The organism is Pontibacter sp. YIM B11418, from assembly GCF_059278805.1.
On sequence record NZ_JCAEMH010000008.1, the window covers coordinates 1 to 14835 of the forward strand.

Annotated in this window: 15 protein-coding genes and 1 tRNA gene; 3 read left to right on the top strand and 13 right to left on the bottom strand. The window is 48.6% G+C overall.

What is annotated here, in order from left to right:
* A partial coding sequence (locus AC4QZR_RS17980; protein WP_494482164.1) for a hypothetical protein occupies positions 1-471 on the top strand: 471 nt, incomplete at its 5' end.
* Between the two features lie 371 nt (positions 472-842).
* Here AC4QZR_RS17980 and AC4QZR_RS17985 read toward each other — a convergent pair.
* The 5 genes from AC4QZR_RS17985 to rpmH all read right to left on the bottom strand — a co-directional run bounded on the left by AC4QZR_RS17985 (position 843) and on the right by rpmH (position 4454).
* Positions 843-1355, bottom strand: coding sequence for a DUF2480 family protein (locus AC4QZR_RS17985; RefSeq protein ID WP_494482165.1), 513 nt, complete (start codon positions 1353-1355; stop codon positions 843-845).
* 9 nt (positions 1356-1364) lie between these two features.
* The gene (gene tsaB, locus AC4QZR_RS17990; protein ID WP_494482166.1) at positions 1365-2063 is read right to left on the bottom strand and encodes a tRNA (adenosine(37)-N6)-threonylcarbamoyltransferase complex dimerization subunit type 1 TsaB; all 699 of its coding nucleotides are present in this window, start codon (positions 2061-2063) and stop codon (positions 1365-1367) included.
* A 107-nt stretch (positions 2064-2170) separates the two neighbouring features.
* Entirely contained in the window at positions 2171-3820 is a 1650-nt protein-coding gene (locus tag AC4QZR_RS17995; protein ID WP_494482167.1) for a S41 family peptidase, read from the bottom strand.
* 29 nt (positions 3821-3849) lie between these two features.
* Entirely contained in the window at positions 3850-4254 is a 405-nt protein-coding gene (gene rnpA / locus AC4QZR_RS18000; protein WP_494482168.1) for a ribonuclease P protein component, read from the bottom strand.
* Positions 4255-4295: 41 nt separating this feature from the next.
* The gene (gene rpmH, locus AC4QZR_RS18005; protein WP_220627940.1) at positions 4296-4454 is read right to left on the bottom strand and encodes a 50S ribosomal protein L34; all 159 of its coding nucleotides are present in this window, start codon (positions 4452-4454) and stop codon (positions 4296-4298) included.
* Between the two features lie 230 nt (positions 4455-4684).
* Here rpmH and AC4QZR_RS18010 point away from each other — a divergent pair, with 230 nt between their 5' ends.
* On the top strand, positions 4685-6409 hold the full coding sequence (locus AC4QZR_RS18010; RefSeq protein WP_494482169.1) for a M61 family metallopeptidase: 1725 nt from the start codon (positions 4685-4687) through the stop codon (positions 6407-6409).
* Here the strand turns inward: AC4QZR_RS18010 and AC4QZR_RS18015 are convergent.
* From AC4QZR_RS18015 to AC4QZR_RS18050, 8 genes are all read right to left on the bottom strand, one after another.
* Positions 6406-7641 (bottom strand): NAD(P)/FAD-dependent oxidoreductase, encoded by a 1236-nt coding sequence (locus AC4QZR_RS18015; RefSeq protein WP_494482170.1) that lies wholly within the window; start codon positions 7639-7641, stop codon positions 6406-6408. The genes AC4QZR_RS18010 and AC4QZR_RS18015 overlap by 4 nt on opposite strands.
* A gap of 204 nt (positions 7642-7845) precedes the next feature.
* The gene (locus tag AC4QZR_RS18020; protein ID WP_494482171.1) at positions 7846-8046 is read right to left on the bottom strand and encodes a hypothetical protein; all 201 of its coding nucleotides are present in this window, start codon (positions 8044-8046) and stop codon (positions 7846-7848) included.
* Positions 8047-8202: 156 nt separating this feature from the next.
* Positions 8203-9126 (bottom strand): PfkB family carbohydrate kinase, encoded by a 924-nt coding sequence (locus tag AC4QZR_RS18025; protein ID WP_494482172.1) that lies wholly within the window; start codon positions 9124-9126, stop codon positions 8203-8205.
* A 136-nt stretch (positions 9127-9262) separates the two neighbouring features.
* Positions 9263-9339, bottom strand: a tRNA-His gene (locus tag AC4QZR_RS18030).
* Between the two features lie 244 nt (positions 9340-9583).
* Positions 9584-9952: a DUF6980 family protein gene (locus AC4QZR_RS18035; protein WP_494482173.1), complete on the bottom strand. Its 369-nt coding sequence runs from the start codon at positions 9950-9952 to the stop codon at positions 9584-9586.
* A 9-nt stretch (positions 9953-9961) separates the two neighbouring features.
* Complete coding sequence (locus AC4QZR_RS18040; protein WP_494482174.1) at positions 9962-11296, bottom strand: dihydroorotase; 1335 nt, start codon at positions 11294-11296, stop codon at positions 9962-9964.
* A gap of 102 nt (positions 11297-11398) precedes the next feature.
* Positions 11399-12688, bottom strand: a complete 1290-nt coding sequence (locus AC4QZR_RS18045; RefSeq protein WP_494482175.1) for a serpin family protein — start codon at positions 12686-12688, stop codon at positions 11399-11401.
* A 4-nt stretch (positions 12689-12692) separates the two neighbouring features.
* Positions 12693-13322 carry a hypothetical protein gene (locus tag AC4QZR_RS18050; protein ID WP_494482176.1) on the bottom strand — a complete coding sequence of 210 codons (630 nt, stop codon included), beginning with the start codon at positions 13320-13322 and terminating at the stop codon, positions 12693-12695.
* A 134-nt stretch (positions 13323-13456) separates the two neighbouring features.
* Between AC4QZR_RS18050 and AC4QZR_RS18055 the strand changes: the two genes are divergently transcribed.
* Positions 13457-14797 (top strand): DEAD/DEAH box helicase, encoded by a 1341-nt coding sequence (locus AC4QZR_RS18055; protein ID WP_253406376.1) that lies wholly within the window; start codon positions 13457-13459, stop codon positions 14795-14797.
* The last annotated feature ends 38 nt before the right edge of the window (positions 14798-14835 follow it).

Here is a 14835-nt window from a genome sequence, read left to right on the forward strand (position 1 = left end):
TTTTTTTCTCTCTCCGGTTCGCTTAACCTTCAAGTACTCGCACTGTTTTCGCTTTCAAGACCCTGTGTCTCGGAGCGGGTTGCAAAGGTAAGAAGAACTTTTACATCTTCAAGCACTCTGCAAAAACTTTTTTTCTTTTTCCTGCGGGCTGTGTTAGCAGCCTTTCCAGGAACGCTCCCTGCTGAAGCGGGTGGCAAAGGTAAGCAGCTTTTTTTAAGTTGCAAGGCCCCGGCCAAAGTTTTTTTTCAGTCTCGTTTCGGAGTGCCTGGCCTCTCAGCTTTCCGCACCCGTGGCCGCCCTGCCGGCTGCCGCTTTACTATCTTTCACCCGCCCCGTTTAACCGGGTTGGGAGTGCAAAGGTCTATAAAATTTCCGAATCCGCAAGCACCCGGTGTTAAATTCGGCCCGTGTCCCGGAGCAGTTCCCCCTAACTGTCTGTGTGGCACCATCAAAATCTTTAAATTAGTTTAAAAGTTTCGTCAGGCACTCCACCGACTTTTAGTAAAGCAGGTCAATTAACCCGCATTGCTAAAAGTTAAGTTTGTTTTCAGAGCTTTAAAAACTCTCTATTAAGATTGTGTGTTCTGTAATAGCATAAGGAGATTGCTTTCGCTTTCTGTGGGAATTCCCTATGCCTGGCGCCTCAGTACTTGCTGCGCTAGAGTGTAACAGTAATATCTCCTCCGGAAGTTCCCTTCCCTCATATTTTTTCAAAGAGTTTCACTTTTCTCCTCACGGCTGCCTAAAAGACAACTGAACATCTAGTCTCCCACCCCCTTTCAAAGCAAAAGACCTCTCGTTTCGGAAAGGGCTTTTCAACTATAATGAATTCCTGGATTGAATTATGCTGTCTTTGGTCTCTTATATAAAGGTACTGTACTGCATGGTTCGCCATACATCAGACTACTCACTACTGGTGATAGTTTTCGCATAATCTCTACATAAGCATAAGTAGGCACAGGTATACTGCCGCATCCTTTGATCACAACTTTACCATCCCGGTATTCTTCCGGATCTATTTTGGCAATCGCTTCCTGCATCAGCGCTTGTTCCAATGCTTCCAGATCGCCGAACACGTAATAGTTAGCGTGCGCCTGAAGCTTTGTAGCCAGTAGCATATAAGCCCAGGTCGGCACGATGGCATCAACAGAACAGATTATGGCGACATTCTTCCCGGCATAAGCCGACCAGTCGTGTTCTTTCACAAAAGCTCTGAAATCCTTCTCGCGCAGAATCAGGCCCTGGAACAGATTATCTTTTATATCATATACTACGCGCTCTCCCGGATGAAGCAGCTCTTCCAGGTTTAGCGTCACGAGTGCGCTTTGCGCTACTTTGTTTATTATATCTGACATTGTTATAGCTTATTTAATCGTGTTCTTACTCGGACTTGTTATATAAACATCCTTCAGGTAGAAGGGTTCATAATAGGCCACATCTTCAAATGTCTGCTGTTCGTACTTCACCATCGCCAGCTGCCCAATCGGTTTGGCGGATGGTTGTATACTATCTATAAATAGCGCATTCGAATTTGCTTCCTGTAGCTTTTTGAATTTAGCAGCGCCATTGCCGAAGAAAACAATTGACTGACTGGCTAATTGTTCCTGAAAGCTTTGCTCATCTAACACCATTGGCGTGACAGGCATTTGTTCTTCCAACCTGGAGTTGAGCAGACAGGTATAGACTTCCATACGGCGGGCATCCATCATGGGGCAGAACAAGTAGTTCTGCGCATTGGGCACACCGTCTATTGCTTGCTTCGCTAATCCATATAAAGTAGACACCTCCAGCAGCGGAATATCGAGTGAGTAGCAAAGGCCTTTGGCAGTAGAGCTCCCGATACGCAAACCGGTATATGAACCGGGTCCTCCCGAAACAGCCACAGCACTCAGGTCATGTAAGGTATAGCCACAGTTCTCAACCAGCTGCGAGATCATGACCGTGATGTGGGAAGAATGAGACTTTTCGATCTGCAGCTCGGATGCGCCCAATAAGTCCGCTCCTTTATATAAGGCAACAGAGCATACGTTAGACGAGGTTTCGAGCGCTAGCAGTAGTGGCATACTTTATACTTATAATAAATGATATGACAAAAGTACGGCCGAAAGACCAAGAAACAAAAAAGGTGACACCGGACCGGCATCACCCTTTCTACTTATACCTTGCTTGCTTACTTCACTTTCAGGTATGATGCATATTCCTGCTGATTGCTTAACACACGCTTGGCCATCAGAATATCCGGATCGTCATCGAACGAAGACTCGATATAGCCTTTCTGCAAATAGTAGCGAGAAGCGATTTCCGCCTCCAGCATTTCCTGTATCTCGGCACGGAAGCGCGTCAGGTCATTAGACTTGTTATGCGATACCTTTTTCTTAATAGCATCCAGCTCCAGTTTAATATCATCCAGGTGCTTTCCATCCTTTGCCTGCTCGGTCAGTTGTTCCAGTTCGCGCTCTACTTTCGTGGTGTAGTTCACATCTTTGTTGTCCAGGAAGGCGATGAACTTCTGGTAGTCGGCATCAGTCAACTTAAACTGCTTGGCTGAAGGTATAGTCGGGTTCTCTGCTCTGTACTTATTGGCGTACTCAAAGAAGTATCCTTTAACTGCGATTGTCCTGGCAATTTCAGAATAATCCTTTCGGGTAACTTCCACATCCGGGCTAACGCCACCGCCATCATAAACGATGCGTCCTCCGGCTGTTTTATGGGCCACCTTAAGTGAATCCGGAATTTTACCGGCGCTGCCGTCTTCGTTGCGATGCTGGTAGTCGATTGCCTGTATACTACGGCCGCTCGGGATATAATATTTAGCAGTTGTTACTTTCAGTTGTGAGTTATAGGAAAGCGGACGTGTTGCCTGTACCAGGCCTTTGCCGAAAGTGCGCTCCCCTACCAGCACCGCTCTGTCATAGTCCTGCATCACACCGGCCACAATTTCAGAGGCCGAGGCACTTCGCGAACTAGTCAAGATCACCATCGGAACCTCCTTGTCCAGTGGTTCATCCAGCGCTTTGTAGGTTTTGTTCCACTCCTTTACCTTGCCCTTGGTACTTACAATGTCACTGCCCTTGTCAACAAACAGGTTAGAGATGTTCACAGCTTCGTGCAGCAAACCACCCGGATTGTCGCGCAAATCGAAAATAATCTTCTTAGCCCCCTGCTCTTTCAGCTTCTGAACGGCAGTTCTCACTTCTTTAGAAGCGTCCACTGTGAAGCCTGACAGCTGGAAGTAACCAATTTCGTTATCGATCATGCCATAGTAAGGCACATTGTCGACCATAATATTGGCGCGGGTGAGTTCTACTGTTCGGGATTTGTTCTGCCCGTAGCTGCGCACTTCAAGTTTAACAATAGAGTTGGCCTGCCCTTTAAGCAGTTTGCTCACTTCAGAAGTAGTCTTACTGGAAACGTTCACGCCATCTATTTTCACGATCTCGTCGCCGATTACCAAACCTGCCTTGTGGGCCGGGGAGTTTTCATAAGGCATTTGTACCACAATCTTATTATCGCGGCTGCCAATGAGTGCGCCTATACCGCCATACTGACCGGTGGTCATGGTACGGAAATCTTCAATATCGTCTTCGGGAATGTAGTTGGTATACGGGTCGAGCGACTTGAGCATCGCGTCTATACCTGTGCGCACCAGTTTGGAGGGCGGCACTTCGTCTACATAATAGGTGTTTACTTCTTTGAAAAGCGTGGCAAAAACGTCGAGGTTTTTAGCTATTTCGAAATAGCGCTCCGACTCTGACTTAAAAGAGAAGAGGGTCAGCGCTAAGCTGCCGGCGAGGAGGCCAGCTAGTAACTTCTTGTACATAGAATTCCAGGTTTAGGGGCGGGGTAAGACTATCTAGTCAAACAACGTTCCAAACCGGAAATTAGTTTTTTTTGGATTGTATCAAAGGATTTTTTTTCCTTGCCGATGTAAATAATGGCAAGGAGGCTGGGAGCCTGCCCCTGATGTTGGGTAAGAAAGTGCTTGTTAAGGCGGTAAGCCTCACGTATCTGGCGCTTCAGGCGGTTCCGGTCGACGGCACGCTTAAAGTTGCGCTTCGAAACGGAAATAACCAGCTGCGTTCCTTCGGAAAGAGGTGTTTCAGGTGTGTGGTATACAAACCTGAGCGGATACAAATTAAAAGAAGAACCCTTGCTAAACAGCAGCGAGATGAGTCGCTTACTGCACAAGCGTTCTTCTTTCGAATATGTATAAGAAATCGGTTGCTCTGCTGGCTTGTTGTTAGCTGGATCCATACGCGTGACGGCTCCGGGCTGAGCAAAGCACAACCAGATTACTAAGCTTTGTGTCTTCTTTCGTCAGAAACAGAAAGTCTCTTTCTGCCTTTAGCTCTTCTGCTAGCTAATACTCTTCTTCCGTTAGCGGTTTCCATTCTTGATCTGAAACCGTGCTTATTTCTTCTTTTTCTCTGCGAAGGCTGGAATGTTCTTTTCATCGGATGCCAATGGTTTTATTATGGCCTGCAAAATTAGGGAAGCTTTTCTAAAATAGCAATCCCACTTCTCATATTATTTCAAAAAATACAGAAAAAATCGGCTGCACACCCTTTTATATTACTTTTAACGCGTAGCTATACCTTGAGCTGAGCCTTATCTGAGGGCTCTATACCTGGGTTAAACGCAGATTATCTTAATTTTACACCGAACGCTATACCTTCCCGCAACTATGATCCGACACCACCTCTCCTACACCAATCCGCTGACGCACTTCCTGGATATCACCATCACTATACCTGACAACAGCCAACAGGAGCTATACCTGCAACTGCCTGCCTGGCGACCGGGCCGCTACGAATTGCAGCATTTTGCCCAGAAGCTACGCGGTGTTACGGCCAGTGCCAATGGCGTGGCTAAACCTGTGCGCAAGGTAACCAAAGACCGCTGGATCGTAGAGACTGGTGGCGCAGAGCAGATCGAGATCTGTTACAGCTTTTATGCCCGGCAGATGGATGGTGGCGGCTCCTGGCTCGATGAAGAGCAGCTATATCTAAACGGCATCAACTGCCTGATGGCGGTGGAGGATCGCTTGCATGAACCACAGCAACTGCAACTCGCTATACCTGACAACTGGCAGATTGCCTGCGGATTGCCTGAAACTAAACACCATACTTTGCTGGCCGATAACTATGATCAGTTGGTGGACTCCCCTTTAATTGCCAGCGCCTCACTCAAAAAGGAGACTTATACCGTGGCTGGTATACCTTTCCATATCTGGCTGCAGGGCGATTGCCGGCCAGACTGGGAGCGGATCAAAAAGGATTTTGAGGCTTTCACAAAGGAGCAGCTGGAGGTGTTTGGTGATTTTCCGGTGCAGGATTACCATTACCTGAACGAGATCCTACCCTATCGCTTTTATCACGGGGTAGAGCACGTCAACTCCACTGTCATCACACTTGGTCCGGGCGAATTGCTGATGACACCAGCTTTATACAAGGAGTTTCTGGGTGTGAGTTCGCATGAGCTTTTTCACACGTGGAACGTCAAGCAGATTCGGCCCAAAGAAATGTTGCCATACGACTTTACCGGGGAGAATTATTTCCGGACAGGCTATGTGGCGGAAGGTATAACGACTTACTACGGCGACTACATGTTGGCCCGCTCGGGGGTATTCACGGCAGCACAGTATTTTGATGAGCTCAATACGACACTGCAACGCTACTTTGCAGACCACAGCCGCTACCACATGTCTGTCGCCGACTCGTCGTTTGACCTCTGGCTCGATGGCTACAAACCCGGTATACCTGATCGCAAAGTGTCTATCTACATCAAAGGTGCTCTGACTGCCTTGCTACTCGACCTGCAGCTGCGTCGTGTTACCGGCAATCAGGAAAGCCTGGATACTGTGATGCGACACCTTTGGGAAGACTTTGGGAAACGCGGCATTGGGTATACCGAAGATGATTACAAGCAATTGGTGCTCCGTGTTGGCCGTGAGGAGTTTAAGGGTTATTTTGAACAGTATATCAACGGCACTGCTCCGATCGAAAAGGCTTTGGATGAGGCGCTTGCTTATGTGGGCTGTACCCTGCGCGCAGAAGAAAATGCTCTGCTTTATGAGAGAATCTTCGGATTTAAGGTAGTCGCTGATGCGCAAATAACCAAAGTAACCGCTATCGCTCCTGACTCTCCTGCCAGTGCTGTGTTAAGCATAGACGACGAGTTGATAGCAGTGAATAGGAGAAAGATCGAGCAGAACCTGCAAGCTTTATTAGCGGACACAGATCTCATACAAGGTATAGAACTGACGTTATTCAGAAACAAGCAACTGCATCAGGTCAGGCTGGAGCCAAACCAACATACCTACTACACCAGGTATAGCATCGCCAAAAAAATGGAAGCGACAGACGCCGAGAAGCAAAACTTCAAGCTGTGGCTGAAGCAGGAGTTTTAGTTGAATAGTAGTTTGAGGTAGAATGATGGCTGCTTGAGTCGCTCGCGCAGGTCCAGGTCGGTGAACATACAGGAGATCGTTTCGGCGAGGGCCTGATTTTTTGATGCTTTGCTTGCCACTTGGTCAAATAGCCATGGGTAGTCCAGTAGTTGCTGCATGCGCCTGCTCAGCTTGAGTTCTTTCCAGAGCCGGTTATACACAGCTTTGTCATAGCCCTGCATGAAGCCGGCGGAGAAATTTCGCTGCTGTAGGCAAAGTTCGGCCTGCGTAGCGGCCCAGCGACCACTGATCATGGCATTGCTTATACCTTCTCCTGTAAAAGGGTCGATAAGCGAAGCTGCGTCGCCGACCAGCATGTAGTTGTCGCCGGAGATCACGCGTTTTTTGGAGCCCAGCGGCAGGCCATACCCTTTAATATCACCCATCAGTTCTGCTGCTGCAAAGCGCTGTTTGAATTCTGGGTGCGTCTCGATGATGCGGAGCATTTCCTTCTTCAGGTTGATCTTTCTTTGGCTCACCGTTTCGCTCAGCATCCCTACACCCACGTTGGCATAACCGTCCGGCAGCGGGAATATCCAGAAATAGCCCGGCAGAAAATCTTTGAGAAAGTGCAGTTCAATAAAATTATCCTTGTCGAGGCCCGCCACATTTTTGTAGTAAGCCCGGAGGCCGGCGCAATAGTGCTCGGGTTCCTGCTTTATACCTGCCTCGTGCCGCGCAAAGGCAGAATGCGCCCCATTGGCAGCAATCAGCAGGCGGGTGCTGAACTGGTGTTCGCCGCTTTTGTCGGTCAGTGAGAACCCCTGCTCGTTCCTCTCCACTTTCGAAATGTCTATACCTTCGAGTAAAGTGATCTCGGGCCGCTTCTTCACCTGCTCGATCAGGAAGTTGTCGAAGTCAATCCGTTTGGAGATGTAGCCGGAAGGAATGTCTTGCGCAGCTTTGTAATCAGGCTTGAAAGGGACGCTGAGTTTGTGACCGGCCGGCGAGATGAAATGAATTCCCCAGGATGGCAACTGCTCTTCCTGCTGACTTAAGAGGGCGGGCAAATCCGGAGAAATGCGTTTCAGTTCGTTGACTACTTTACCGCTCAGGGCATCGCCGCATACCTTGTCTCTGGGAAAAATGGCTTTATCAAGCAGCACACAAGAGATGCCTTTGTTGGCCAGGTGCAAAGCTGCCGAGGCACCACCCGGTCCGGCGCCCAGTATATAAATGTCGTGTTGCTGCATAAGGTCCTTCTGGTGGAAGAAGCTAAAAATAAACAGCAAAAACGAGTCTGTTGCTATACCTGCCGCAAAAGGACATAAAAAAAGGAAAGCCCTTGGGCCTTCCTCTCATTATTTCATAGTCTTATTTTGCATTCCTGACGCGCTTACCAACAGTAAGGGGTGCTTTCGCTACCTTTCGCCAGGTTAGATTGAATTACCGTATGGCTATTTCTTGTCGTAAGGCGTGTTGTTACCGCCTTTTGCCAGGTTTCGGTTTGGGTTTTGCACTTTGGTATCGTCAGCGTTCAACGCATTCTGGTTCGGCTGAGAATCAATATTACCCATTGGCTTGTTCGGATCTTTACCTTCTGGGTTATTCTTCTTCAACTCGTCCAGTGTTTTTTTATTTTCGTTTTTCAAGCTCATTTTCGTCAGTTTTAAGGTAATCTATACTTAAGTCTTACCTGTTATACCTGTACTTTGTTACAATTTAGTGCAAATCAGGCCACTGGCTATACCTTCCAGAAAACAAAAAAGGGAAGCTTTCGCCTCCCTTTTCCGGAATATATAAAATCCTTATACTTAAGACAATACTGTGTCAAAAGCCACCAGGTTCACAAACTGCTGCACGCGGCTGTCGATTTCCTGCTGGTCTAATTTCTTCAATCTTTCAGTGCCAAATTTTTCTACGCAGAAAGATGCCATAGCTGAACCGTGGATGATCGCACGCTTCATATTCTCGAAACTGATGTCGCCTGTAGCGGCAATATAGCCGATGAAACCACCCGCAAACGTATCGCCTGCGCCGGTTGGGTCAAATACTTCCTCGAGCGGCAGGGCTGGTGCAAAGAATACTTTTTCTTCGTGGAACAACAGGGCGCCGTGCTCTCCTTTTTTGATGATCAGGAATTTCGGTCCCATCGCCATGATTTTGCGGGCAGCTTTTACCAAAGAATACTCGCCGCTCAGCTGGCGTGCTTCTTCGTCGTTGATCGACAGCACGTCTACCATACCAATCGTTTTCTGAAGCTCTTCCATGGCAATGTCCATCCAGAAGTTCATGGTGTCCATCACGATCAGCTTCGGACGGTTGGTGAGGCGCTCCAGCACCGTGCGCTGCACCTGTGGCGCCAGGTTACCCAGCATCAGGTATTCGCAGTTCTGGTAGCTCTCAGGTATAATCGGATCGAAATCACCCAGCACGTTTAGTTCAGTTACGAGCGTTTCGCGGCTGTTCATGTCGTTGAAGTAGCGGCCAGACCAGAAGAAAGACTTCTCGTTCTCCTTTACCTGCACACCTTCGGTGCTGATGTTACGCTGGTGCATCAGGCTGATGTGGTCCTGATCAAAATCGCCCCCTACTACCGATACCACATTCACGGGCTTCACAAAATAAGAAGCCGACAGTGAAATATAAGTGGCAGCACCGCCCACGATCTTGTCTGTTTTTCCGAAAGGAGTTTCCAGCGCGTCAAACGCCATCGAACCTACTACTACTAAGCTCATATTACTGATTTTTGAATGAGTGATTTTTGAATGAGTGAATGGTTTCAGTTGATAATTGACACCATCAAGCTAACCATACAGCAATTTAATCATTAAAATAAATAAAAAAAGCCCCTGAAGGTTTGCTTCAAGGGCTTGGGGTGGAAGATGGGTCTCGAACCCACGACCCCCAGAATCACAATCTGGTGCTCTAACCAACTGAGCTACAACCACCGTGTCTCGTTTGAGAATGCAAATATACGTCTCGTTTTCTTATTTACAATACGTGAGAGGCATTTTTTCTAAAAACTTTGTAATCCTCCATAACCCTAAAAGGTAATCAACTCGCTATAAAGGCATTAATTAGCGACAGTAACAATTCCTGTCATTTCGACCCCCAGGGAGAAATCTGATAACTTAACAGGTATAGATTCAGATCTCTCCTATCGTCGAGATGACAGTTTAAAGTTTCAGGTCCTTATCTACTCAATTTTGTACCGCACCAGGGGCAGTAATTGATCACCACCATCGTGGCGCTACCGTTGTGGACAGGTATACCATAAAAGCCTTCATCCCATTTGTTGATGATTACCTCCGGATCATCATACCTGATATCCCCTTCCGAATCCAGGCTTTCGTATACCTTGTCGGCCATCATCAGGCAGCAGTAGTGCTGGTAGTCAAATCCCTTGCTTTTCAGCTTATCGGTAATGGCCCAGTTGTAACAAGCCTCATTTTCATGAATAGCCGCTTCGTAAGCCTCATACTCCTCCGATTGCAGCACTTCCTCAGGCAGGTCTTTTCCGAAAAAGCGGGTATGCAGTTCTTTGAATCGCTCTAATTCCATGGCTATACCTTAGCGGTCAAACAACAGTCGCTCGCCTTTTTTGCTTTCGTCGAAGGCGCCGTTGGCAAAAGCGAGGTGGCCGGAAACCAAGGTATGGGTGATGGTGCTATTGAAGGTATGGCCCTCGAAAGGCGACCAGTTGCACTTGTAGTAGGTGTTCTCTTTGGTCACGGTATAAGGCTTGTCCAGATCCACCAGCACGAGGTCAGCCCAGTAACCTTCGCGGATATAGCCGCGCTCGCGTACGTTGAAGAGGATAGCCGGCGCATGCGCCATTTTCTCCACCACTTTCTCAATCGTGAGCTTGCCCTGCTTCACAAACTCGAGCATCATCTGCACCGAATGCTGTACCAGCGGCACACCGCTTGGCGCCTGCTTGTACTTACCCTGCTTCTCTTCCCAAGTATGCGGGGCGTGGTCGGTGGCAATTACGTCGAGTTTATCTTCAAGCAAACCTTGCAGCAGACCTTCTTTGTGACGATGCTCTTTTACGGCCGGGTTGCACTTGATCAGGGTGCCGTATGTATCGTAGTCTTCTTTGTCGAACCAAAGGTGGTGCACGCAAACCTCGGCAGTGATACGCTTCTGCTCCAGCGGAATATCATTGCGGAAAAGCTTCAGTTCTTCTTCCGTGGAAATATGCAGAATGTGCAGGCGGGTGTTGTGCTTCTCGGCCAGCTTCACCGCCAGAAAGGAAGACTTGAAACAGGCCGTCTCGTTGCGGATCTCCGGGTGGCACTTGATAGGTATATCTTCTCCGTACTTCTCTTCATAGATTGCCATGTTGTCGCGGATGGTTTGCTCATCCTCGCAGTGCACGGCAATCGGCAGCCTGGCCTTAGCAAAAATCTGCTCCAGCGTTTCTTCGTTATCCACGAGCATGTTCCCCGTGGAAGAACCCATGAAGATCTTGATGCCGCAAACGGTGTTAGGGTTGGTGAGCAGCACCTCGGCGAGGTTGTCGTTGGTGGCGCCCATGTAGAAGGAGTAGTTTGCCAGCGAGGTCTCGGCCGCGATCTTATACTTATCCTCCAGCAGCTCCTGCGTCACGGTGTTGGGGACCGTGTTGGGCATCTCCATAAACGAAGTCGTGCCGCCTGCCACAGCTGCTCTTGCTTCAGTCTCGATGCTGGCTTTGCGTGTAAGTCCCGGCTCGCGGAAGTGTACCTGGTCGTCGATAGCACCGGGCAACAGGTACAGGCCGGTAGCGTCGATGGTCTGGTCGGCTTCGGCGGCTATACCTTGCCCGATCTGGGCGATACGTCCTTCTTTTACCAGCACATCGGCGGTGGTAGTGCTTCCTTCGTTTACAAGCTGTGCGTTCTTTATCAGGATAGATTTCATGCTACTAAGGTATGTGCTCAACAAAGTTAACACACATTAGCGTAGATTCCTGCACAAAAAGCCCCTGATTGCTATACCTTAAATGAAAAGCTATACCCGCCGCTATTCGGGCTGCATCAGTTTGCCGATGAAGAGAATGGCACCCGAGGATTTCTCGCGGATCATGAAAACAAAAGGCCGGTCGATGCGCACAGAGGGCGGCAATGAGGTGAGCATTATACCGGTGGAGGTGGCCGCTGCTGCTTCCGTACCTTCTTCGTTCACTTCTACAAATGTCTTGTGCTTTACTTCGGAGATCGCCAGGTTAGCACCGCCTTCTACCATCCTGCTAAAGTTGGCTCCACCATTAAAAGCAACGCTCATACCTAACTGGCTCAGCATGTCATTCAGCTCTTTGCTGTACTCGAGTTTGAACTTGGGCATGTAGAGTTCGTAAGTCGTTTCTTTCGCATCTGCCAGCAAAGTTGCCAGTCGGGCCGCATCGAGTTCCTGCACCACATCCTGCACCGTGCGGTCACGGCCGGGCAACAAAATCGTCATGCTGTATTGCCGGTTGCCGTAGGGCAGGTCGATTAGTTGTAGGCGGTCATCCTGGTAGTGCAGGTATTTGCCATCTCTCATCGCCATGAAGTCATGCGTTACGGTGCTGCCATTCTCCAGTTGGAAAGGGCCCGGTTGGGTCAGCTTTTTGTCGAAAGGAAAGGTCCAGGTGCCTTTAAAGTAAATGGCGTTGATCAGGAACAGGACATGCTCGCGCCGCACATCGTCTACGATCGTCTCAATTTTGCCGTTGGTTTTGCTCTTCACCCAGTTGTTCATCTGGTCTTTGGCGGTCGGAGAGGAAAAATCGAGCCCCTGTACCGTCGCGTCGTAGTAGGTTTGATTTGTTTTGATGAAAGGCGTCTGCAATTTGTACTCATTGCTGTGCCACATGGAGTTGGCAGAAGTGAATACCACCTGCTTGTCTATACCTTTCAGCAACGCGTCGAGGTCCCTGAAAGACTTGTTGATTTCTTCGTTGGTTGGCAGTGTAAAGCCGAGTGCTTTGCGCATGGCTTCTTTGGTTTCGCCATCGGCCCCGTTGTAGGCCATTCCCAACGACATGCTGATGCTCAATGGAGAGATGAAAACGTTCTCCGGCCCTTCTGCCTCACTCAGTTGCGCAAATGCCCGGAAAGCAAAATCGTTGGAGCTCGCCACTGTCTTTTCTTCCTGTGCCGTTAGCGGACGGGTGTTGGGCGAGTTATCTGCCAGCTCTTTTTTACAACCAGAAAATAAACTCACCGCCACAAGGGCTATACCTGAGAGAAATATACTTTTGCTCATGAGAAACATTGGGGTAAAATAAAGTTCTATACCTGAAAGACCCGGATTGTACCGGGATGGTTGCATGGGGTTAATTCTGGTGCTTCAACCCAGGAAAACATTGCGGCCCCACAGCCCCGCCACCGTACTCCAGCACGACCCTATCAGTATAGAGCACATAAGTACAGCCATCAATATAAGTAGCAACTAAGCTGTCAGGTATAGGTTGATCGAACAAGTTGTAAAAATACATGCCCATACCGCTTCGTTGAAAACCAATGTTAAAAGGAGAACTGTTGGTTACAGAAATGCAGTCGGCCTCATCTAACTTTAGTTTTAAAGTTTTCAGCGTCTCCTGCGACCAACCTAGTGATGCAATCATAGAGTCAACTTTTGGAGACTTGATCATCAGATCCCAATTACTATTCTGTATTGATTTGCCTGTCCGTGAATCTTTAGTCAGGATGTGAAAAATCCCCAACTCCCTGTTTCCATCAAACTCAATCTTTACAGTTTTATTGGCAGGAACTATAGATTCATAGTAAGCTTTAAGGTTTTGTATTTCGGCAGTCCTGGATTCGTAATGCTCGATCAGGTCTTGCTTAGTGTAATCCCTATCAAAAACTCCGAAGGCATACAAAACTGCTATGATGTAACCAACAAAAGAAAGGAAGCCTATACCTGCGATAATAAACACCCACTTGAGTATCTTTTTGAACATACTTTGATCTGACAAGCACCATTGGTATCAAAAATCAAGGTACTACTATTCATCAACAACTCCTCTCTCTTTATCCCGCTCCCGCAAATTTCCCGTACCTTTGCATATTAACACCAAACACAAGTACCACAAACATGGCTGAAGAAGCGGAGAAAGAAATAAGCACGTTCGAGGATTTTAAGCTGAACCGACAGCTGCTCAACGCCATTGAAGAGGCTGGCTACGAAAAGCCAACGCCTATCCAGCTCAAAGCTATACCTGTGATCATGGGCGGGCACGATGTAATGGGCATTGCCCAGACCGGCACGGGCAAAACAGCGGCCTTCCTGCTGCCAATCCTCATGAAAGTGAAGTATGCCCAGGGCACCAACCCGCGCGCCATCATCCTGGCCCCCACCCGCGAACTGGCTATGCAGATTGAGGAACACATCACTTTACTGGCCAAATATACCGACCTACGTCATACTGTTATCTATGGCGGACTGGGACCTAAAACACAGATCGAGATCCTAAGCAAAGGCATCGACATACTGGTAGCCACACCCAAACGCCTGATGGAGCTATACCTGAAAGGCGACCTTATATTAAAAGAGGTGAAGACGCTGGTGCTCGACGAGGCCGACAAGATGATGGACATGGGCTTTATGCCGCAGATCCGTCAGTTGCTGGAAGTGTTGCCACGCAAGCGCCAGAACCTGCTTTTCTCGGCCACTATGCACCCCAAGGTGGTAGAATTATCTGAGGAGTTTCTGGAATTCCCGACCCGCATTGAGGTAACACCGCAGGCTACGCCGGTTGAGACGGTGAGTCAGGTGCTGTACCAGGTGCCGAACCTGCGCACCAAAATCGCGATGCTCGAGCATATTATTCGCGACAAGGAAACATTCAACCGCGTGATCATCTTTACCCGAAGCAAGAAAAACGCTGAGAACGTGGCCAAGTTTCTGGAGCGTCGCGAGTACGGCGAAGTACGTGCCATTCACGGTAACAAAGGCCAGAACACCCGCATCAACTCCATGGAAGCCTTTAAAGGTGGTGAAGTCCGCTTTCTGGTTGCCACGGACGTCGCCTCCAGAGGTATAGATGTGACCATGGTGAGCCATGTGATCAATTTCGATGTGCCGTTTGTGTACGAGGATTATGTGCACCGCATTGGTCGTACGGGTCGTGCCGAGAATGTGGGCGCAGCCATTACTTTTGCGAACCCGGCCGAAATGTACCACATCCGCAAGATCGAGAAGCTGATCCGGATGCAGATACCGGAGGAGCCGATGCCGGCGGAAGTGAAGATTCACGACATCACATTTGAGGAGCAGCAGGCCATTGCCCGTGACATCGACCACCAGAAGCGCAGCGAGAACCCGGACTTTAAAGGCGCCTTCCACGAAAAGAAAGCTATACCTAAGAAGCGTCCGGAGAGCAAACGTGACCCGAGAGCCTCATTCTGGCAAAAGACAAAAAAGAAGAAAAAATAAGTGAGAGCACCCTGTCCGGTAGGACGGGGTGTTTTTGT

Coding starts and splice junctions, on each gene's coding strand:
- AC4QZR_RS18020 (WP_494482171.1), bottom strand. CDS start 8,046: ATGAGCTTGAAAAACGAAAATAAAAAAACACTGGACGAGTTGAAGAAG.
- AC4QZR_RS18055 (WP_253406376.1), top strand. CDS start 13,457: ATGGCTGAAGAAGCGGAGAAAGAAATAAGCACGTTCGAGGATTTTAAG.
- rpmH (WP_220627940.1), bottom strand. CDS start 4,454: ATGAAAAGAACATTCCAGCCTTCGCAGAGAAAAAGAAGAAATAAGCAC.
- AC4QZR_RS18025 (WP_494482172.1), bottom strand. CDS start 9,126: ATGAGCTTAGTAGTAGTAGGTTCGATGGCGTTTGACGCGCTGGAAACT.
- AC4QZR_RS17985 (WP_494482165.1), bottom strand. CDS start 1,355: ATGTCAGATATAATAAACAAAGTAGCGCAAAGCGCACTCGTGACGCTA.
- AC4QZR_RS17995 (WP_494482167.1), bottom strand. CDS start 3,820: ATGTACAAGAAGTTACTAGCTGGCCTCCTCGCCGGCAGCTTAGCGCTG.
- AC4QZR_RS18040 (WP_494482174.1), bottom strand. CDS start 11,296: ATGAAATCTATCCTGATAAAGAACGCACAGCTTGTAAACGAAGGAAGC.
- rnpA (WP_494482168.1), bottom strand. CDS start 4,254: ATGGATCCAGCTAACAACAAGCCAGCAGAGCAACCGATTTCTTATACA.
- AC4QZR_RS18050 (WP_494482176.1), bottom strand. CDS start 13,322: ATGTTCAAAAAGATACTCAAGTGGGTGTTTATTATCGCAGGTATAGGC.
- AC4QZR_RS18015 (WP_494482170.1), bottom strand. CDS start 7,641: ATGCAGCAACACGACATTTATATACTGGGCGCCGGACCGGGTGGTGCC.
- AC4QZR_RS18035 (WP_494482173.1), bottom strand. CDS start 9,952: ATGGAATTAGAGCGATTCAAAGAACTGCATACCCGCTTTTTCGGAAAA.
- AC4QZR_RS18010 (WP_494482169.1), top strand. CDS start 4,685: ATGATCCGACACCACCTCTCCTACACCAATCCGCTGACGCACTTCCTG.
- AC4QZR_RS18045 (WP_494482175.1), bottom strand. CDS start 12,688: ATGCAACCATCCCGGTACAATCCGGGTCTTTCAGGTATAGAACTTTAT.
- tsaB (WP_494482166.1), bottom strand. CDS start 2,063: ATGCCACTACTGCTAGCGCTCGAAACCTCGTCTAACGTATGCTCTGTT.